Source organism: Paenibacillus sp. FSL P2-0089, assembly GCF_038595095.1.
Classification (GTDB): domain Bacteria; phylum Bacillota; class Bacilli; order Paenibacillales; family Paenibacillaceae; genus Paenibacillus_AQ; species Paenibacillus_AQ silagei.
On sequence record NZ_CP152006.1, the window covers coordinates 2,196,270 to 2,216,259 of the forward strand.

The 19,990-nt window shown below is 55.9% G+C and carries 17 protein-coding genes; 11 read left to right on the top strand and 6 right to left on the bottom strand.

Going from position 1 to position 19,990, the window contains the following annotated elements; all coding sequences use genetic code 11:
• Nucleotides 1-124: 124 nt before the first annotated feature.
• Complete coding sequence (locus NST69_RS08935; protein WP_342549040.1) at nt 125-919, top strand: SDR family oxidoreductase; 795 nt, start codon at nt 125-127, stop codon at nt 917-919.
• 87 nt (nt 920-1,006) lie between these two features.
• On the opposite strand, the gene NST69_RS08940 is transcribed toward NST69_RS08935, so the two are convergent.
• From NST69_RS08940 to NST69_RS08950, 3 genes are read right to left on the bottom strand one after another with little or no spacing between them, the layout of a single operon-like run.
• Nucleotides 1,007-1,486, bottom strand: a complete 480-nt coding sequence (locus tag NST69_RS08940) for a GNAT family N-acetyltransferase (protein ID WP_076078214.1) — start codon at nt 1,484-1,486, stop codon at nt 1,007-1,009.
• Entirely contained in the window at nt 1,486-3,297 is a 1,812-nt protein-coding gene (locus NST69_RS08945; protein ID WP_342549041.1) for a family 20 glycosylhydrolase, read from the bottom strand. The genes NST69_RS08940 and NST69_RS08945 overlap by 1 nt, the downstream gene beginning before the upstream one ends.
• Nucleotides 3,294-4,058, bottom strand: coding sequence for an SIS domain-containing protein (locus tag NST69_RS08950; protein ID WP_342549042.1), 765 nt, complete (start codon nt 4,056-4,058; stop codon nt 3,294-3,296). The genes NST69_RS08945 and NST69_RS08950 overlap by 4 nt, the downstream gene beginning before the upstream one ends.
• 610 nt (nt 4,059-4,668) lie before the next feature.
• On the opposite strand from NST69_RS08950, the gene NST69_RS08955 reads away from it, so the two are divergent.
• The 7 genes from NST69_RS08955 (at nt 4,669) to NST69_RS08985 (ending at nt 13,473) form a co-directional block, all read left to right on the top strand.
• Nucleotides 4,669-5,604 (top strand): sugar ABC transporter permease, encoded by a 936-nt coding sequence (locus tag NST69_RS08955; RefSeq protein WP_342549043.1) that lies wholly within the window; start codon nt 4,669-4,671, stop codon nt 5,602-5,604.
• 67 nt (nt 5,605-5,671) lie between these two features.
• Nucleotides 5,672-6,460, top strand: coding sequence for a carbohydrate ABC transporter permease (locus NST69_RS08960; RefSeq protein WP_051478036.1), 789 nt, complete (start codon nt 5,672-5,674; stop codon nt 6,458-6,460).
• Nucleotides 6,461-6,575: 115 nt separating this feature from the next.
• The gene (locus NST69_RS08965) at nt 6,576-7,940 is read left to right on the top strand and encodes an extracellular solute-binding protein (protein ID WP_342549044.1); all 1,365 of its coding nucleotides are present in this window, start codon (nt 6,576-6,578) and stop codon (nt 7,938-7,940) included.
• A 125-nt stretch (nt 7,941-8,065) separates the two neighbouring features.
• The gene (locus tag NST69_RS08970) at nt 8,066-9,892 is read left to right on the top strand and encodes a histidine kinase (RefSeq protein ID WP_339255178.1); all 1,827 of its coding nucleotides are present in this window, start codon (nt 8,066-8,068) and stop codon (nt 9,890-9,892) included.
• Entirely contained in the window at nt 9,885-11,528 is a 1,644-nt protein-coding gene (locus tag NST69_RS08975; RefSeq protein ID WP_342549045.1) for a helix-turn-helix domain-containing protein, read from the top strand. The genes NST69_RS08970 and NST69_RS08975 overlap by 8 nt, the downstream gene beginning before the upstream one ends.
• The gene (locus tag NST69_RS08980) at nt 11,522-12,301 is read left to right on the top strand and encodes a glucosamine-6-phosphate deaminase (protein ID WP_340954368.1); all 780 of its coding nucleotides are present in this window, start codon (nt 11,522-11,524) and stop codon (nt 12,299-12,301) included. Before NST69_RS08975 ends, NST69_RS08980 begins: the two co-directional genes overlap by 7 nt.
• On the top strand, nt 12,298-13,473 hold the full coding sequence (locus NST69_RS08985) for an amidohydrolase family protein (RefSeq protein WP_342549046.1): 1,176 nt from the start codon (nt 12,298-12,300) through the stop codon (nt 13,471-13,473). The genes NST69_RS08980 and NST69_RS08985 overlap by 4 nt, the downstream gene beginning before the upstream one ends.
• Before the next feature lie 742 nt (nt 13,474-14,215).
• Here the strand turns inward: NST69_RS08985 and NST69_RS08990 are convergent.
• Nucleotides 14,216-14,785: a YdeI/OmpD-associated family protein gene (locus NST69_RS08990; RefSeq protein WP_342549047.1), complete on the bottom strand. Its 570-nt coding sequence runs from the start codon at nt 14,783-14,785 to the stop codon at nt 14,216-14,218.
• A 406-nt stretch (nt 14,786-15,191) separates the two neighbouring features.
• Here NST69_RS08990 and NST69_RS08995 point away from each other — a divergent pair, with 406 nt between their 5' ends.
• The gene (locus tag NST69_RS08995; RefSeq protein WP_342549048.1) at nt 15,192-17,270 is read left to right on the top strand and encodes a methyl-accepting chemotaxis protein; all 2,079 of its coding nucleotides are present in this window, start codon (nt 15,192-15,194) and stop codon (nt 17,268-17,270) included.
• On the opposite strand, the gene NST69_RS09000 is transcribed toward NST69_RS08995, so the two are convergent.
• Both NST69_RS09000 and NST69_RS09005 read right to left on the bottom strand, forming a co-directional pair.
• Nucleotides 17,250-18,149 (bottom strand): NAD-dependent epimerase/dehydratase family protein, encoded by a 900-nt coding sequence (locus NST69_RS09000; RefSeq protein ID WP_342549049.1) that lies wholly within the window; start codon nt 18,147-18,149, stop codon nt 17,250-17,252. The genes NST69_RS08995 and NST69_RS09000 overlap by 21 nt on opposite strands.
• A gap of 51 nt (nt 18,150-18,200) precedes the next feature.
• Nucleotides 18,201-18,971, bottom strand: coding sequence for an RNA polymerase sigma factor (locus NST69_RS09005; protein ID WP_342549050.1), 771 nt, complete (start codon nt 18,969-18,971; stop codon nt 18,201-18,203).
• Between NST69_RS09005 and NST69_RS09010 the strand changes: the two genes are divergently transcribed.
• Together NST69_RS09010 and NST69_RS09015 are read left to right on the top strand one after the other, a co-directional pair.
• Nucleotides 18,954-19,727 carry an ATP-dependent Clp protease proteolytic subunit gene (locus tag NST69_RS09010; protein ID WP_342549051.1) on the top strand — a complete coding sequence of 258 codons (774 nt, stop codon included), beginning with the start codon at nt 18,954-18,956 and terminating at the stop codon, nt 19,725-19,727. The two genes, NST69_RS09005 and NST69_RS09010, sit on opposite strands and share 18 nt — an antisense overlap.
• 19 nt (nt 19,728-19,746) lie before the next feature.
• Entirely contained in the window at nt 19,747-19,953 is a 207-nt protein-coding gene (locus NST69_RS09015; RefSeq protein WP_036725389.1) for a hypothetical protein, read from the top strand.
• The last annotated feature ends 37 nt before the right edge of the window (nt 19,954-19,990 follow it).

Sequence of the window (19,990 nt, forward strand, 5' to 3'; positions counted from 1 at the left end):
AGCTGTAACTTTTGGCGTGTCCGGCAAGAAGCTTGGCGTAAGGTGCTAGTTACTGAACGATCCCAACGAGATAATATAATCACTATCCGCAACACAAGAAGATATGAATAAGGAGAAGTGCATTATGGAGATGGGATTACACAATACAACAGCACTAGTTACAGGATCAACGAAGGGTATAGGAAAAGCCATCGCCATAGAGCTTGCCAAAGAAGGCGTCAACGTGCTGGTCAATGGACGGAATAGGGAAGAGGTGGAGCAGACTGTCCGTGAATTGAAGCTGAATTACCCGGCCACCGCTCCTCAGAATGCCGCAGCCGATCTTGCCGATCCTGAACAAAGACAAGCCTTATTCGCTCAATTCCCCAGCGTTGATATTCTGATCAACAGTATGGGCATTTATGAATTGATGCCGTATGAGGAAGTGGACGAGGATATCTGGGAGAAGTATTTCCGCACGAATGTGCTGGCTGCAAACGGATTAACGAAATTATATTTACCTGGAATGTTGAGCAGGAATTATGGCCGCGTGATCTTCATTGCCAGCGAAGAGGCGGTCATGCCCTCAGGACAAATGCCTCAATATGCGATGACCAAATCCATGCTGCTGTCCCTGGCCAAAAGTATCTCTAAAGTGACAGCAGGAACAGAGGTTACAGTGAATACCATCATGCCCGGACCAACACTCTCTGAAAAAGTGCATCACATCATTGAGGGTATGTATCCTGACGAAAATTTAACTTTTGCAGAAAAAGAGCAGAAATTCATGGCGGCCAACCTGCCGCAATCGGAATTACAGCGTTTCATCAAGCCGGTGGAAATCGGCAGGCTGGCTGCCTTCGTATGCAGTCCTTATGCGGCGGCCTTTAAAGGTTCTCCCATCCGCATGGATGGAGGGATGGTGCCGACTATATATTGATGGAGGTGTACATGCTCAACAGCAAACAGCGGCACCCGGGACGGTTAAGCCCCGGGATGCCGCTGTTTTGCTGTATGAGGACCAGATTCAGCCCAGTTTGATCATGTCACGGAATACTCCGGGAAAAGAGTCAGGGATCGCTATCGCACCGACGGTCTTCTCATAGAACGGCTGTGCGTCCTCGACCCAGCCGATGACGGCGTAGCCGTAGCCGTTCTGGTGCATCGCGGACAGGCATTCCAGCAGCAGGGCCTTCCCGATGCCCAGCCCCCGGTAATCATCCAGCACGCCGGTCGGGCCGAAGAAGTTCTTCATTACAACCTCGTGACAGGCGAAGCCGATCACCTCGCCCTGCTTCACTGCGATATAGCAGTGGACGGGCAGGTGGGCGAAGGCTACCTCGCATTCATTCCGCCAGCTCTCCGTGAAATGGCGGCCGACAAAATCCACAATGGCCTGCTTATCTCCGGTCATCGCCCGTTTAATAACAATGCCTTGTCCACGCAGACGCTCCAGCAGCGCCCCGTTGTCCGGCAGATCGTACAGCTTCACAAGCATATCAGGCATCAGCTATCCCCCGCTTTCTGTTCTATGATCTCAAGATCGGTAATCATGGCATGCAGGTCTGCTTCAAACAGTTCCGGCCGGTAGAAGCGGGAGCGGATGAACAGCTCCGCCATCTGCGGCGGAAGCAGCTCGGCAAGCACGGTCTGCATTCTTAGCTTGGCTCTCCGCAGATCTCCGTATCCGCTCCTGTATTTGTCCCGGAGGAAGGTCAGCACTTCCTCACTGCCCGGCGACATCGCGCCCCGGAAGAGGAAGGTATGCAGCGGGGAACGGCGCTGTGCCGGAATCTCATACTGGATCATGGCGTCGATCAGCTCGGCGGTCAAGCGGTTCTTCCTCACCTCAGGCAGCAGTTGCGGGATCAGGGCATAATAGTCGGTTACTGCATAATCCGCCCATTCTTCCCCGCTAAGGAGAGCGGCGGGCAGTCCGTGGAAGCGGTGCAGAAACCGGACCAGGAAGGTAGAGAGATCTGCCCCGGCATTCCAGCTCTGCTCTGCGGCCAGGAAGGCCGGATAACGCGAGGTCTCGAACAGCCCGTAAGGACTGCCCAGCGAGAACGGGCAACCCCAATTCGTATGAATAATGCCGCCCAGCTGCTCGGAGCGGGCGAGCTCAATCCAGTCCAGCACATTCTTGACCCGGTTATGGATGACCGGATAATTCTGGTCCCCGTTATCATCCCAGCAACGGACAGAGGAAGCGCCGAGGGTCTCGATGCCCGCATCCCGCAGCTTATGGAGAATCAGCCGGGCATCGGCCTTCATCCGGTGTCCGCCATAGATCCAGACGACGACTACAATCCGTTTGTCCAGCGCCGCAATCTCTTCCGCAGTAGCGTGCATGATCATATCATGCCAGATCATCGGCTGCTTGCCAAGGCTAACCGTCTTCTCCGCCAGTTGATTGACGAAGCGGATGAACGAAGCCTCCGGGGTAAGCCCGGACCGCTTGCAGTCTTCACAGGTGCCGAGGGTCCAGACCTCATCGCAGCCCAGGTGAAGATAGTCGCTGTGGGGATGCAGGGCAGCCACTTCCTCCAGAATGCCGGCCATCATCTCGAAGGAGCCTGGGCGGTGCGGGCACAGCTCCGATACCGTCTCCGGGACCTCTCGCAGACCGATATAAGCCGGATGCTTAAGGATATATTCCAGATGGCCGAAGGACTGTTGCTTCGGAATCACGGTGACGAAGTGGTCATGTGCGGCCTTCAGCAGCCGCTGGTGTTCTTCTTCACTGAAGGCAAGCTCAGGATGGCGCAGGAAGCCCAGCTTACGGAAGGGCAGCTTGTCTTCATATTCGATGACCAGCGTATTGATCTTATAATCGGCCAGCTCCGCGATATACTCCAGGATATGCTCATAGGTCGGATAGACCGTGCGCAGATCGAGATAATCGCTGCGCAGCTTCAGCTCCGCCCAGTCGGCAATGGTCAGGGCGGGTACCCTATCGCCGCCTGTATGGAGCAGTTGTTCCAGCGTCTTCAGCCCGTAGAACAGGCCGGACGCACTGAGCGCATACAGCTCAATCCGGTCCGTGTCTGTAATCAGCACGTAGCCGTCATGCTTGCCCTCAACCCGCCGGGCCATCAGCGGGTTGAGCGGGGTACCGTCCGTGACCAGGGAGAATACACCGCTGCCGTCATGCGTAGTACGCACCGTCACCTCTGTGAATATCCTTTGCGCTGCCGTGAGCAGCCGGACATCCTTCACGGGGAGCTGAAGCTGCACCGTCCAGCCGCGAATACCGCTGACCGGCTCCGGTCCCCGGCTCTGCACCACCTGAGGCTCAGGAATCAGCTGAAGGTTCATAGCCAGCGGACCCGGCCTTTGAAGCGTTCAATGAAGCGGTTATTCCACTCATCCCCGCCGGGAGCGTTGCCGCTGCGCCAGACTGGCACCTCGATCCCTTTCGCTCCGAGACAGGCCGCTGTAGTCATCATCAGGGAATTGAGCAGAAAAGCGTTGGCGAAGGTGGAGGTCGAACCCATCTTCGGTTCAATCCCGTCAATATGCAGCGCAGCGTCACCGGGCTTCACCTTGCTGTCAAGGACATAGTCACACAGCTCATACAGATTCTGCCCTGAAGGGTGGCGGGCAATATGATCCTTAGGCGTAGCTTCAGCATGGCCGACCGAAGTAACGGCAATCGTTGTGACTCCCCGGCGCCGGGCTTCTACAGCCGCATCGACACAGGCGGTGTTAATGCCGTAAGCATTGGCAAGAATCAGAATATCGTCCTCGCCCAGCCGGTTGTCTTCAATAACAAGTGTTCCATAGCCGGGAGTGCGCTCAACGGCCATCGAGCGCAGAGCGCCGTTCGAGATCATTGTACCTTCATCCAATATGGCGCTGATATGCATCAGGCCGCCGGCGCGGAAGAAGACCTCAGTGGCATTCATATTGGAATGGCCGCCCGGGCCGTAGAGGTAGACCAGCTTGTCCTGTGCGATATGATCCGCAAGCAGCTCTGCCACCTGCTGCAGCTTGTCCTGCGGTTCGTTCCGGATCTCATTCAGCAGCTCAACAATAGTATCCATATAAGCGGACATAATATCTGGCTTGGCGTTCATCTGGGTTCCTCCTAAAAGTTTTGTAAGCATAAGCTTCCTCAAGTCTCTTCGCAAAACTGGCTTCGGAAGCATACGCTTTAAGTTTTGTAAGCATAAACTTGTGCTTGCCTAGAAGATAACAAAGCGGGCAAACCAAGTAAATCAACTATTTTGCGCAAATCCGCACCGTTTTTGACCGATTTGGCCAACCGGATGTCATAGAGCAGCATCAGATGTAATCTGTGAATAGGATCAGATCCCTGAGGTTCCGTAAAATGAAACTGCATCAGCCGATGAGTTTGCTTCTAACGGACCTGAGAGCCCCTACTCCCTGGAAAACGCCACTTTTTGCGGTTTAACGGACGGAGTAGCCCTTATCGTCTCTCTATAAGATGTTTTCAAGTAGAAATTCCAAGAATAAGGACCATGGGGTCCGTTCTTGGCCAAAGTGGAGACTTTCATCCGGAATAAGCGCGCCTCAGTCCGTTATGCCGGGCCAGACGCTCTAATGGACAACTCCCGTCTTCGGCAGGTAAAAATTTTTCTGAACGGGTCAGGATCGTGACTTATGTAATATTCTTTGCTTTTCTATAATGAGAGATAAGATCACGCAAGAGGGGGGACAGAGCCTTTGAAGACGTCAGTTACCTTACCGCAGTCCCATAATAAACCAACCGCCGGCAGCAGAAAAAGAAAACGGATAGAAGCGGGGATGGGCTACTTTTTCACCGGTCCCATGCTGCTGGGGGTGCTGGTATTTACGCTTATTCCGATGATATTCTCCTTCATGCTCAGCTTCACCAAATGGTCGTTCGTTACCGGGTTTGACAAGATCCGCTGGAGCGGCCTCGATAATTTCCGCCAGCTGTTCCAGGATGAGGTGTTCCTGAAGTCGCTGGGCAATAACTTCATTATGCTGCTGGCCGTACCCGTCGGGATGGCAATCGCGCTGATCCTCGGGGTAATTATCACGAGTCATGTATATGCGCCGGGTGCCTTCAAGGTCATCTACTTCATGCCTCAGATATCCAGTGTAGTTGCTGTGGCGGTAGTGTGGCAGGTACTCTTCCATCCTTCGTACGGTCCAGTCAACGGTTTCCTGTCGGCGATCGGGGTGGACAATCCGCCCAAATGGCTGGCCGATCCAACGTATGCGCTTCCATCGGTCATGCTGCTGATGATCTGGATTGACCTTGGGGTCTCGCTGATTATCTACATTGCCGGGATCAAGAATATCCCTGCCGACCTCTATGAAGCGGCGACGATTGACGGCGCCTCCAAGCTCGCCCAGTTCCGCTCCATTACCTTTCCGCTGCTGACGCCGACGACCTTTTTCCTGCTCGTGACCGGCATTATCGGCAATTTCAAATCCTTCGCCCTGGTCAAGGTGCTGACGGACGGCGGACCGGCTAACTCCACTTCTGTCGTAGTGTACGACATGTACCAGACCGCATTTGTTGATCTTCAGACCGGTTATGCTTCATCCATGGTCATGATTCTGTTCGTCATCGTGCTTGCCATTACCGGCCTGCAGTGGCTGGGACAGCGTTATTGGGTCAATTACTAGATAAGGGAGGCACATACCTGTGAGAATAGGCAATCTGGACTGGGGAAAAGCCATCATCACCCTGATCATGGCACTGCTGGGAATTGTGTTTCTGCTCCCTTTTATATGGATGCTGTCCGCTTCGCTCAAGCCTGAGGCCGATGTGTTCAAATATCCGATCGAATGGATTCCGCAGACATGGAGGGCGGCGTTCAACTATCATTCCGTCTGGTTCGGCAAAGCAAACTTCACCCTGTATTACTGGAACTCGATTAAAGTCACGGCGCTCACGACACTTCTCTCCGTAGCGGTGTCCAGCATGGCGGCCTATGGCTTCACCAAAATCCGCTTCCCCGGCAGAAATGCACTGTTCGTACTGGTGCTGGCCACTTATATGATTCCTGCGGAAGCCACGCTGGTGCCGCTGTTCATTATCTTCCGCTCCACCGGCCTGTACGATACGCATCTGGGCCTGATCCTGCTTGGCGGGTTCAGCGTGCTGGGCACCTTTCTGCTCCGCCAGTTTTTTGCCTCACTCTCGAATGAGTATATCGAATCGGCGCAGATCGACGGCGCGGGACATATCCGTATCTTCCTCTCGATTCTGTTCCCGCTGGTCCGTCCCGCCATTGCCACTTATGCCATTCTGCGGTTCATCTGGACCTGGAATGATTTTCAGACGCCGCTGGTCTTCCTGAACAGCAAGACACTCTATACGCTTCAGCTTGGCATGAATGCCTTCGCTGACCGCAACGGCGCCTTCTATTCGCTCATCATGGCGGCTTCGGTCTCGGCGATTGTCCCGCTGCTGGTCGTGTTCATCCTCGGGCAGAAGCAGGTGATCGAAGGTATTTCCTTGGGGGGGGTGAAGGGGTGAGGGCTGGCAAGTTCCCGGAAGCTGCATAACCGGAAGACAGGCGGGCGGATAGGACGGTCAGGAAGTGCATGAGAACTGCATGGAACTGTAGACCACATTAGAAGGGGTGTTAGTTATGAAAAAGAATGTGTTCGCTCTGGTATGGATCATCGTGCTTCTGGTAGCCCTGGCGGGCTGCGGCAACTCAAACAACACAAATGGTGCATCTCCCACTTCCGGCAGCACGGCTGCACCGGAGGCGGGGGAGAGTGCCGCCGCACCTTCAGCAGAACCGGTAACGATCAAAGTCGCCAACTGGTCGCCTGCGGCGGATATGGAACCGATTCTGCGTGCGTACGAGGATTCCCATCCGGGAATTACACTGGAATACGTGGAGCTGGCTGACAACGGTGATTCAGTGGCCGGAATGAAGAAGCTGGATCTGCTCGTCGCATCCGGCGAGAACCTGGATGTGGTATTCATGCCGGGGGCAACCGATTATTCACAGCGTGCCGGACTCGGACTGCTGGCTCCGCTGAATGACCTGATCAGCAAGGAAGGCATCACGCTGACAGATGAGTATACGGTTGATCCGTCCGTTGACGGTAAAGTGTATGCCCTGCCGGATACGCTGGAGAATTATTTCGTCCTGCTGAACAAGGACAAGCTGGATGCGGCGGGCTTAGCCGTTCCCACCGAATGGAGCTGGGACGATTACCTTGATTACGCAGCTAAGCTGACCAGCGGCACCGGGCCGTCCAAGACCTTCGGTACGTATTTCCATACCTGGGCTATGTACTGGGAGCTGGCCGTCATCAACCAGGAGAAGGACAACAATCTGGTCAACAATGGTGTCGTAAACATCGATAGTGCGGGTATCCGCCAGTCCCTGGAGCTGCGCAGCAAGGCAGAGGCATCGGGAGTAGCGGTGCCGTATGCCGACACCATCTCCCAGAAGCTCGCGTACCGCTCGGAATTCTTCACTGGTCATGCCGCGATGATCGTGACCGGCAACTGGATGATCGGCGAAGCAGGCGGGTCGGAAGAATTCCCTGCAACCTTCACTACCGCGTTCGCTCCGATGCCGTCCAATAGTGCCGGACAACCTGCGGGAGTCAGCATTGCCAACGGCAACTATGTAGGCATCCTGGAGAAGTCGGGACATCAGCAGGAAGCCTATGATTTCATCCGCTGGTACTCCACAGAGGGCGAGCAGATGCAGAATGTATATTCCGCGTGGAAGAAGCAGGATGTGGACAAGTTCATTGCCGGCGTCAAATCGGGTGCCATGAGCCCCGACAAGATTGACGAAGCCTCACTGGCCTATGTAATTAAGAATGCCAAGCCCGCACCGCTCAGCGTGCCGCCGACCTATCAAGGCGAGCTGGAAACAGCCTTTACCAAAGAAACCGAGTTGTACATCCTGAAACAGCAGGATCTGGAGACTACCATCAAGAAGGCGCAGGCTGAGCTGCAGAAGATTGTAGACGCCAACAAGTAAAAATTGGAAGCGCTGAATAGCCCTTTTTTACCCGGAATAATAGATTGAAATGAGCTGCTGGAGGCGGAAAGCTGATATGATAGAGGCATAGAAAACGATAGTCTGATTGTGAAGGAGGATTGCCATTGCTGCCTAGAGGATGGAGACTCGGTTTTCGCAATAAGCTGCTCGTCGCTTCTCTGCTCTGTCTGCTGCTTCCCGCCTCTATTACCTTGTATATCTCCAATTCCTACACCGAGCATATCCTCCGCTCCCAGGTGATTCAGAATGAACGCCGTTCGCTGGAGCAGGAGAGCCTATATATCTCTAACCTTCTCAGCAATATGGTGCTGGTGGCGAATTATATCCAGTTCGACCCCGGCATCACTCTTATTCTCAAAGAAAACTGGCAGCGCAATAAGCTGCACGAACCTGATACCGCCAAGCACATTCTCGATTTCAAAGAGGTTACGGACAAGTTGAACAGCGTCACTTCCATGATGGAAAAAACGTTCGTCACCGTCCTCACCTCAGATGGACAATATTATTCAAACTATGCTTACGCCAAGCTTGATATCGGCGCACTACTTAAGCAGCCCTGGATGGAACAAGCCCGCCAGCAGCCTGCCTTCGAGCTGTATTGGGCGGGTGTGCTTGCCAACTATATTCCGACCGCTGCCCCAAGCAGCCCGCAGGTGCTGACCATTGCCAGGAATCTCAAGCTGTCCTCCAATTCAACCTATGCTACCTTGATCATCAGCATCGCCGAGAGCCGGATCAGCCAGATTTTTAATGACAACCGGCAGGGCCAGGAGACGCTGTTGATTGCGCCTGACGGAACCGTTCTTGCCGCCAGGGACAAGACCCGGCTGGGCCGGCCGTTCGCGCTTATGGATGCTGTGAAGCATTCAGAAGGTTCCGGGTTTATGGATTACCGGGGCGAGCAATATCTGCTGAGCAGTCTGGAGATTCCATACGGGAATTACCGGATTGTCAGCCTGTCGCCATACCGTGAGGCCGTGAGCCAGATCAGTGCCACCCACCGCTGGAGCAGTGCCGTGCAGATCGTATCAGGCGCTTTTTTCCTGCTGATTCTGGTTCTGCTGGTCCGGCAGTTCACGAAGCCGGTGATCCGGCTGGATCAGGTGGCAGCACGGGTGGACAGAGGAGAACTGGGCATCCGCTCAGGCGTCCGTGGCTATGACGAGATCGGACGGCTGGGCAAGTCCTTCGACCATATGCTGGATCGGGTGGAGCGGATGATTATCCAGATCAAGGTGGAGCAGGCGCAGAAGCGCAAGGCCGAGCTGGCCATGCTGCAGTCGCAGATCAATCCCCATTTCCTGTTCAATATTCTGAATTCGATCCGCCTGCGCATCATGATGCGGGGCGATGAGGAGAATGCGGAGCTGCTGTTCTCGCTCTCCCGGCTGCTGCGGATGACCATTCAGCAGCGGGACGAGTACACCACCCTGCATGATGAGCTGCATATTGTCAGGAGTTATGTAGAGCTGCTGAATTTCCGCCAGTCCGAGGAGGTGTCGCTGGATACAGACTGTACTTCGGAGAGCCTTGGCGTGAAGATCCCCCGGTTCCTGCTGCAGCCGGTCATCGAGAATGCCTACATTCATGGTCTGCATCAGGAGAGCGGACGTATTCTGATCCGGACCCGGACGCAGGATCACCGGCTGCTCATCGAGATCGAAGACAACGGGCAGGGGATGGATGAGGTGACCCTGGACCGCCTGCGCGCCGAGTTAAGCTCTGAATGGCAGGAGAAGGAAGCGATGCCATCCAGCAGACTGGCCCATATCGGCATGTCCAATGTCTATGAGCGGCTGTATCTGACTTATGGTGCAGCCTTCCAGATCACGATTGACAGCCTGCCCGGACAAGGGACGACCTTCCGGTTCGTGCTGCCTGAAGAGATTCCGGATCAAGGCTATGAAAGGGAGCGTGGAAGCGATGTATAGCGTAATGCTGGTGGATGATGATCAACCGGTACTGGACTTTCTCTCGGCAATGATTCCTTGGGATGAGCTTGGATTAACGCTGCATTCGGCCTGCAAGAATGGTCTGGTTGCCCTGGAGAAAGCGCAGGCCGATATGCCCGATATTGTCATTACGGATATTGGCATGCCCTATATGGATGGTCTGGAGCTGATCCGCGAGCTGAAGCTGCGCAGCGAAGAGCTGCGTGTGGTGGTGCTGTCCTGCATGGATGATTTCACATATGCCCAGCAGGCGGTGAAGCTGATGGTGAGCGACTATATCCTGAAGGAGATGATCAGCCGCGAGCTGATTACCGGGCTGCTGCGGGAGCTGGGCGAGGATCTGCGCCGCAGGGATGCGGACAAAGCCCAAACGCTGAAGTGGAAAAGCATGGCCGAGCATCAGAAGGTGCTGCTGAAGCAAAGTGTGCTGCGGCGCATCGCTGCCCGCGAGCTGCCGGACAGCGAATGGCGGGCAGACGCCGCCGAGCTGGGAATTATGCCGGATCTCACGGCCCATGTAGCCGTGCTCTGCCGGATCAGCGGCAACGCCGGGGAGAATGAACCGGAGGAGCTTGCACTAATGTCATGGGTGGAATCCGCCGCCGAAGCCGTGCGGCAGGAGGATACCGCTGCCGTGTGCCTGCCTTACAGCGGCCGCGACTGTGTGCTGGTCTTCAGCGGCGGTATGGGCAATGGAGCGGACTCAGGTCATATCTCCATGCTGGGCAGGCTGCGTTCCGCCATTCAAGCGCTGCCGGGGGTTACGGCTTCCTTTCAATATTTATGTATACCGGCGGGCGGCGGGCATTTCCGGGAGGGAATCATTGATCTGCTTAGTCAAGGCCGCGAATATGCCTTCTATCTGAAGCCGGGAGAGCTGAACGGCCTGAAGACGCTTCCGCCGTTCACGGAGGAGGATCTGTTCCTCTATTATGCCGAAGCCGCGCAGGAGATCCGTGAGGCCTTCCTGGAGGAAGCGGCGGACAGGCTTGCGGCCTTGCTGTCGAAATGGATGGATACCATCCGTGCCAGACGGTATGCGCCGCGCCAGGTGAAGGAGTGGATGCTCAAGCTGCTCTACGATAACCAGATGCGTCTGATGGCCCGCCAGCAATACCAGTCCACCTTTTCCCTGGAGCTGCTTCATGATACCCTGACGGCCATTGATCATATTGATCATCTGGAGGAATGGTCTCAGCAGTTCTTCAGCGAACGCCTGCCGGTGATCCGGGAGATGTACCAGGAGACCCGCCGGGATGAGATCAAGAAGGTGAAGCAGTATGTAGACCGCCATCTGAACCGCAAAATCACCCTGGAGGAGGTGGCGGAATACACACATTTGAATTCGAGCTATTTCAGCCGCCTGTTCAAAAAGGAAACCGGAATGAGCTTCATCCACTATGTCACCCATACCAAAATGGAGCAAGCTAAAGAATGGCTGGACCAGTCTCCGCAAAGTGTGGAGCAGGTAGCGGAGCAGCTAGGATATGAGAATAAAAGCTATTTCACGAAGCTTTTCAAGCTGCATACAGGCACTACGCCCGGAGAGTTCCGGGGGGAGGAAGGCAGCCGGTCTGCACAGACATTAGGCACAAGGAGGCACTACCCATGCTGAGCATCAAACCGATTCATACGGAACTGTCGGGCGCTATGCTTGTCAGAGTATACAAGAACCGCTCGCAGCTCGGAGCTGCTGCCGGGCGTGAGGCAGCGGCGGCCATCCGGGCGCTACTGGCCTCCAAGGAACAGGTGCGGATCGTGTTCGCCGCTGCACCCTCCCAGAATGAATTTCTTGCGGAGCTTGCCGCTGCACCTGATCTGGACTGGAGCCGGATTACCGCGTTCCATATGGATGAATATATCGGCCTGCCGGCAGGCTCTCCGCAGAGCTTCGGCAGCTTCCTCCGGGAGGCGCTGTTCGGCAAGGTACGGCCGGGAACGGTCCATTATCTGAACCCTGCCGCCAGCCCGGAAGCCGAATGCAAGCGTTACGGACGGCTGCTGGCGGAAGCGCCGATCGATATCGTCTGCCTTGGCATCGGGGAGAATGGTCACCTGGCCTTCAATGATCCGCCCGTGGCAGATTTCAATGACCCGCTTCCTGTGAAGCTGGTAGTACTGGATGAGGTCTGCCGGAACCAGCAGGTGAATGACGGGTGCTTCCCCAGCTTGGCGGAAGTGCCGCAGCAGGCCTTAACGTTGACGATTCCGGTCCTGCTGTCTGCGCAATGGCTGTTCTGCATGGTGCCGGGCGCTTCCAAGCGCGGTGCGGTTACCCGCACACTGCATGAATCCATCTCCACGGCATGTCCGTCCACTATCTTGCGGGAGCACGGGGATTGCCGGATGTTCGTGGACACCGACTCCTTCGGGGCGGTCTTCTCATGAACATTGACGCACTGCATTACCGGACAGGCGAACCCGTTCGGGTTCACGTGGAGGATGGGGCGATTGCTGCCATTGAAGCCTTGGGCATACGGGAGCTGCCGCTGGAGGAACGCGAGGGGCTTCCAATTGTTGCGCCGGGCCTGGTGGATCTGCAGATCAACGGCTATGGCGGATATGATTTCAATCATCCGGCACTGGGGGCAGAGGATGTCAAGAAGGCGGTCCGCGCGGTGTGGCGGGAGGGAGTGACCGGCTTCTACCCGACTGTAATTACCGGCGCTCCGTATACGATTCTCGGAGCGATGCGGGCGATTGCCCGGGCCTGTGAAGAGGATGAGGCCAGCGCTGCAACGATCAAGGGCATCCATCTGGAAGGCCCGTTTCTCTCGCCGGAGGACGGGCCGCGCGGGGCACATGCGCTGGAGCATATTCGTCCGCCGGATACGGCCTTGTTCGACCAGTGGCAGGAGGCTTCGGGCGGACGAATCTCCATTGTGACGCTGGCCCCCGAGTGGGAGGGGAGCGCGGAATTCATCCGCCACTGCGTACGGCAGGGAGTGACGGTCTCTATCGGGCATACGTCTGCGGATGCCGCGCAGATTGCCGGGGCGGTGGCCGCCGGAGCGCGGCTGTCCACGCATCTGGGCAATGGCGCCCATGCTATGCTGCCGCGCCATCCGAACTATCTGTGGGCCCAGCTCGCCGCAGATGAGCTGTGGTGCACATTGATCGCCGACGGCTCCCACCTCCCTGATGAGGTGCTGAAGGTGGCGATGAAGGTCAAGGGCCGGCGGGCGCTGCTGGTCAGCGATGCCGTTGCCCTCGCCGGGCTTGCGCCCGGCAGCTATGACACGCCGGTTGGCGGCCGTGTCGTGCTGACCCCGGCGGGCCGGCTGCATCTCGCCGGCGAGCCGGGGCTGCTGGCGGGTTCGGCGCAGATGCTGCTGCGCCACATCGCGCGCCTTAGCGCCGCGGGCCTGGCCAGCCTGCCGGACGCCTGGGACATGGCGTCCGTGCATCCGGCAGGCTTCATGGCCCTGCCTGCGGCCGCGGGCCTGGCCGCCGGAGCGCCGGCGGATCTGGCGCTGATCCGCCGCACCGGGCCGGGTGGCGGCGGGCTTGCGCTGACGGCGCTGTGCCAGGCCGGCGGCTGGGTGTACCGCCGGGAGTGAGTGAGCGGCGGTAAGGTGAGCACAGGCCCCCCGGTTACGGGGGCCTGTTATGATTTGGAAGTGAATCGCTCAAGTTGAACGATTGCAGAGGGCGGGGGTGGCATGGGCTGAGCAAGGGTATGGCTGTTGCGCCAGCGTCTGCTCCACGCCAGTAACATTAATAGTAAATGTATTCGGTTTTCCGTATACATTTCGCTGATCGCCTTCGCGCAGCGAAATGTGTTCGGTTTTCCGCCTACATTGGCTCCGTTCGCCTTCGCGCACCGATTGTTTTCGGTTTTCCGCCTACACTCACACTAGCACCCGCACTATATCCACACTTGCGTCAACGTTTGCGCCAGCGCCTGGACCAGTAGCTGCATCAGCATCAACATATGTATCTGCATTAGCCTCAGCACCAGCCTCACCGTCAACCTCAGCCCCTCCCTCAGGGAACAGTTGGATTTTAGGCACTTGTTCAGGGGCGGAAGGGACCACACCCAATCGTAGTTGGAAAAAAGGCACTTAATATGCTGGCATCAGAGCCTTAGAGGGAGTTTGCACAAGAATAAATGTCATAAATCCAATTAATATCCGCGAACGCTCCAACTGAGCCAGATTAAGCTGCATTTTTCCAACTAATTCCGTATCGTCTAGAAGTAAACCCCAGTTACTTTCAAATCGCATACTTTCAAGTCGCACATCTACATCTACCCGTACCGTTTGCGGAATCCCTCCAGAACGCTAAAGGAGTACAGCAGAACTAATCCTCCAGCAGACGCCTGTTGTCATGCCATTGGCCGTACATTTTGTTAACTCTAGTATTCTCTATGAATTTGTCCAATCTGCGTTCGAACAGCTCAGGCTCATGGATATAGCTCTGAATGGTGTCGATCCGCACCCGCTGATACAGCGCCGGGAAGGCCAGGAAATGGCGATACACCTGCTCGTCCGCCTTCAATCTCTGTTCAATCACGGGATCGATTCGAAAAGCTTCGACATTCATATCAGGCAGGCATCGCCGTCCCTCGTCGCGCATCAGCCCCAGCCTCTCCAGCCTTCGGACGCGTTCCTTATTCAGCTCAGTCCATGAACTCCGTTTGCTGCGCGGGGATAGTCTCTGTACCAGCTTCGAGTCAGCCGCCGCCTTCTTCACCCCGTCAATCCAGCCGAAGCACAGCGCTTCTTCCACGGCGTCCAGATACAGTAGTGTCCCCGGGAGCGGCTTCAGACTGACCTCTACCCAGCAAGAGCCCTCTGTGGTGCTATTTGCGATCAGCCACTTTCTCAAATCTTCTCTCGTTGCAGCTTCAAGTCTATTTTCGCTACTCATAGATATGGTTCATTCCCTTCTGTCTTCTGCTTCCGTCTCTCTGTCTGCCCTCTGCCCGATCGAAATCCTGCACATTATGCAACTTCTCCTTCAAGAAAATGCCCCTAATCCGGAATTGTTGCACAAATGACAGCATTCCCTCTACTCTAAGTGGCTAGGCGGCGAGAATTCCTGCATTTTATACAACATTCCTGCCCTTACACCAGTATCCATAAAGCAAAGTTGCAATTAGTGCAACATCCTCCTAATTCCTTAAATTTTGCCGCTTTGTTAACATTTTCGCAACACATTCTTTACGCTGCGCATACACAACTTGAGAGAGTAATTAATATCCGGCTTTTACAATGAGGTTATTAGCATAATATACCTATTGCATAATCAGGCTTGATATGAAGGGATGATACTTTTGAAGGGGAAGCGGCTGCACTTTTCGATGAAATGGAAGCTGATCTTGAGTTTCTCGGCGATTACACTTATTTTTCTGGGCGTGGCTGTGTACCAGGGACATAAAATCAAGCAGGTCGAGCGATCCATGGAACGGCAGAAGAGCGAAATGGAGAATAGAATTACGGTCTCAACCATCACCCAGCAGCTGCAGGAGCTGAACCGTGCGGAGACTTCCTTGGCGGATTCCAGTGACCTGGAGCAGGCAGAGCCCTTGAAGGAGAAGCAGCAGCAGCTGTCCACGGAGCTGGCCAAGGTAAATTTTGAGCTGGGTACGCCTGCTTCTGCGAGCTATAAGCTGCTGTCTGCCCAGGCCGCAGAATACAGCGCTCTGACGAAGGAACTGGTAACCACAATGTCGGACGAGACCCTTGACCCGCTAAGTGTTTTGGAGAAAATCGATGGTATACATACGAAGGCGCTTGCGCTGAATCAGGACATGCTGAAGACTAACGCTGAGCTGTACACCGCTGCTGCTGCCAATGCTGATCAGGCCCAGGGGGTCTCCTTCGCCCTGCTGGATGATACGGTATCCATCGTGACGTACGCTGCGATCGCAGTGTCCCTGTTCATGCTGGTGCTCGCCTGGCTGCTGATCCGCTCGTTCCTGTCACCGGTGCGCAAGCTGCAGGCGGCGCTCAGACAGATCGCGGAGGGCGATTTGCGGCAGCAAATTAACTCCCCGTACAATGATGAGCTGGGACAACTGAGCCATCATTTCGACCATATGGTCAGCAGGGTACAGGGGATGCTGCGGCAGACCTTGTCAGCGGCAGGCTCGCTTGCTGATTACGCGCAATCTTTTCAGGGGTCTTCGGCGGTTACAGCGCATACGAACCAGAATATTGTCAGAACCATCCAGGAGATTTCGCTTGGAGCAGACCAGCAGGCTGTCCAGTCGGAGCAGAGCTCACAGCTGCTGGAGGAGCTGGCCTGCGGGGTTCAGGAGATTGCCGATTATACGGATGTCATGCTGACTACGAGTGAAGCCGCTAACCAGAACAGGCAGCAGGGCTCGGAGACCGTTACGGCGCTGCGTCAGAGCTCCCAGGATTCCCGGGTGTCCATCAGCAAGGTCTATGGTGCGCTGGACAAGCTGGTGAGCCAGTCCAAGGATATCTCGCGTATTACCCATTCAATCACCGAAATCTCGAAGCAGACGAATATTCTCTCACTGAACGCAGCGATTGAAGCTGCCAGGGCGGGGGCAGCAGGCAAAGGCTTCGCCGTGATTGCCGATGAAGTGTGGCAGTTGTCCGTACAGACGAATGACTCCTCGGTACTTATCAGCAGGATTATTCAGGAGCTTGGGGCCGGTATGGCGGATTTCCAGGGACATATGATGGAGACCCGGGACCGTCTGGAGCAGCAGGACCATCAGGTGGAACAGACCCTGGCTTCCTTCGCCGCTATCGACGAATCGATTACAGGTATCAGCATACAGATCGGGCAAATTCACCACAAGGTGGAACAGACGCGTACCCTCAATTCGCGGCTTGCCGAATCTGTACATTCTGTTGCGGCTGTAGCTGAGCAGACGGCGGCCGGAGTTCAGGAGGTGAACGCCTCCAGCACCCAGCAGGATCAGGCCATCGGGGACATCGCCAGGCAGGCCGGGGAGATTAATGAAATCTCGCAGCGGCTGTTCCGGGAGATCAATGTGTTCAAAATATCGGAGACTGCTGAGGCCGGATTCGAGCTGGGAGCAGCGTCTGGGCTAGAGCCAGACCCAGATTCGGACCCGGGTTCAGATCCAAGTTCAACACATGCAGCTCCAAAGGTTCGCGGGATGGTGCAGGAATCGGAAGAGCAGCAGGAAGCGGAGACAGCCGGGGAAATCCAGCCCAAGCTACAGCGGGAGATGCATACGAAGCAGACGGAACAGACAGCAAAAAGGGCAGAAGCCGGAATTCACCAGCCCCTGCCTGCGCGAATACCGGTGCAAGATAAGCCTGCGCCCGGCCTGAGTACGCTTGTTAACGAACCTGATAAAGAGATCTCCAAAGAGCTGGAGGAGGAGCTACTGGTCCTGGCGAAGTGAATGGGTCAGCGACGAGACCAGCTCCGGGAACCACTCTGATAAGGACAGGAAGCTGAAGCCCGCGCTGCGGGCTTTTGCCGTATCCATGAACCACGATGCACCGATGCCAAAAGGCGATTGATCCGTCTCAGCCGCCTCACTCTGGACGATAGCTGTCCTTCCGGTAATCTGCTCGATGATGGAGATAACGCCGCCAATGGTGAGGGTGCCGTCCGAGCAGGCGTTCACCGGTCCCGTGACGGCTGAGCCTTCCCGGCCCAGCCAATGCAGGAAATCAGCCGCTTCATCCGAACGGATGAACGAGATCTCCGCCTGCGGATTAGGGATGCCAACCGGCCTTCCCGCCAGAACATGCTCGATGTGAAAATGCAACCGGCGCGTATAATCATCCGTGCCCAGCACAATCGGAAAACGTACCGCAGCCACCGGGAAATCGGCTGTCTGGAGCAGAACGGCTTCGGCTTGTCTTTTGCCTTCCTGGTAACTGATATCCGTCTTCCCGCCAGACTTCAGCGGATAATGCCAAGGATCGAAGTCCGTTTCAGCCAGCGCCTCCGGCTGCGGATCGTACACGGATAAGCTGGAAGTCAGGATATACCGCTTGGCCCGCCCCGCCCAGATCTGCACAGCTGCCGCCGCCTCATCCGGCGTGTAGCAAATGTTATCGTAGACGATATCCCATACAGTGTCCCCGACAGCCTGCTCAAGCGCCGCTTCATCCGTCCGGTCCGCGGCCAGCCGGGTGACATGCTCACCGAAGGAATCCTCTGTTAGGCCCCGGGTCAGAATGGTGACCTCGCTGTCCTGGTCCTGGAGCAGCAGCTCCACCAGCCTTTTGCCGAAAAATCTCGTCCCTCCAAGCACAAGCACCTTCTTCATGGGATCACCTCTCCTAAGTTATAGTCAGAGCTACTGCTCCATTCAGCCGTATTATGCAGCCATCCGAAGCTCACCGTATGCAGGCGCTCCATAGGTATAGGCGTATCTCACGTTGTCTGTATACATGGAATACACGGACTGAACCGTAAACGTGCTTACAGCCGCTGTTACCTCCCCGGCGTTCTCCTGGCGGAGCAGCTCCAGCAATACTGGAATCCGCCCTTGCTCATAAGCCTCAGCTAGAGCCCGCAGATAACCCCGGTAATCGGCATCCTGCGGAAGCGCGGGGCCTTCATGCTGGATCAGCTCCTCCCGGACCTTGCTCAAGGCCTGGCGTGCACGGTGCAGCGCCGCTTTTACCGCGCCTTCCGTGGTTGCCAAGAGTCCGGCGGACTCGGCGGCAGAATACCCCAGCACATCGCGGAGGAACCAGGCGGTCCGCTGCGGCGGCGAGAGATGGGCGAGCAGCGCCTGAAAGGTCAGCTCCGTCTCGGTCAGCTCCTCCAGGGCTGCCGCCGCAGAAGCTGGATCGGATGACACTCCAGACCTTTCCATGGCACGGATGAGCGACCCCTGGCGGCGGGAGGCGTCAATCCAGGTATTCTTGGCAATCCGCAGCAGCAGGGCTTCGGGATTGGGGCTGACGGTGAACTTGTGGTAGCCCAGCGCTTTGACCCAGGTCTCCTGTGCCAGATCGTCGGCGTCGAAGCGGGAGCGGGTGAGCGACAGGCAGTACCGCTGGAGTGTTGTTCCCAGCTCCTGCAGATGTCTTGTATCCATAGCTATCATATCCGTTGTCCGGTGATGTTCAAGCATCGTCATAGTGGCCCTCTCCTTCGATGGGTTGTGTTGCTTCTATTATATAAACGAACGGCACAATGTAAAAGATACGCACTCCCGCTATTTCCGCACACGCTGCGTCTTCCGTATCTTTTCGGGCAGGCTGACCGTTTACAGGGTATCTACACTAAAACAGATCAGAGGAGGCACACCAGAATGAGTGTAATACCCTATGTGATTGAACAGACGGCTAGAGGAGAGCGGTCCTACGACATCTATTCCCGGCTGCTGAAGGACCGGATTGTATTCGTAGGTGCGGCAATCGATGACGGGCTGGCCAATAGCATTATTGCCCAGTTGCTGTTCCTCGCGGCGGATGAGCCGGAGAAGGATATTCAGATGTTCATTAACAGCCCCGGAGGCTCGACTACCGCAGGCTTCGGTATTTATGATACGATGCAGGTAATTAAACCTCAAGTCAACACGATCTGCACCGGTTTTGCTGCTTCGTTCGCTTCTCTACTGTTGTTGTCAGGCGCTACCGGCAAACGGTCGGCCCTGCCGAACAGCGAGATTATGATCCATCAGCCGCATGGCGGGGCACAGGGGCAGGCGAGCGATATTGCCATCAGCGCCAGACGTATTCTTCAGATCCGTGAGAAGATTGTCGGCATCACCGCGCAGCGGACCGGCCAGCCGCCGGAGAAGGTGGAGAAGGACATGGACCGGGATTATTTCATGTCGGCTGAGGAGGCGCTGGAATACGGAATTATTGACACGATCATCACCCATCTGTGAGACGAAGGAGAGGAAGAGCATGCTGGAAGCGCTGAAGGGACAGGAAGTTCATATTCATTTTTTGGATGGTACAAGTGTTAGGGGAGGCGTACTGGAGGAACTGGATGATCGGTTCGTGAAATACAGTACGGAGTATCAGTCCCTCTACATTCCCATTACCTCGATCCGGGCGGTAGAGCTGCAGACCAAGGAGCGCGAGCGTCCGCGTGTCGGCTTCGGGCAATAACCGGGAGCTGCAGGTAAAAGCGTACAAAACCCCGTCA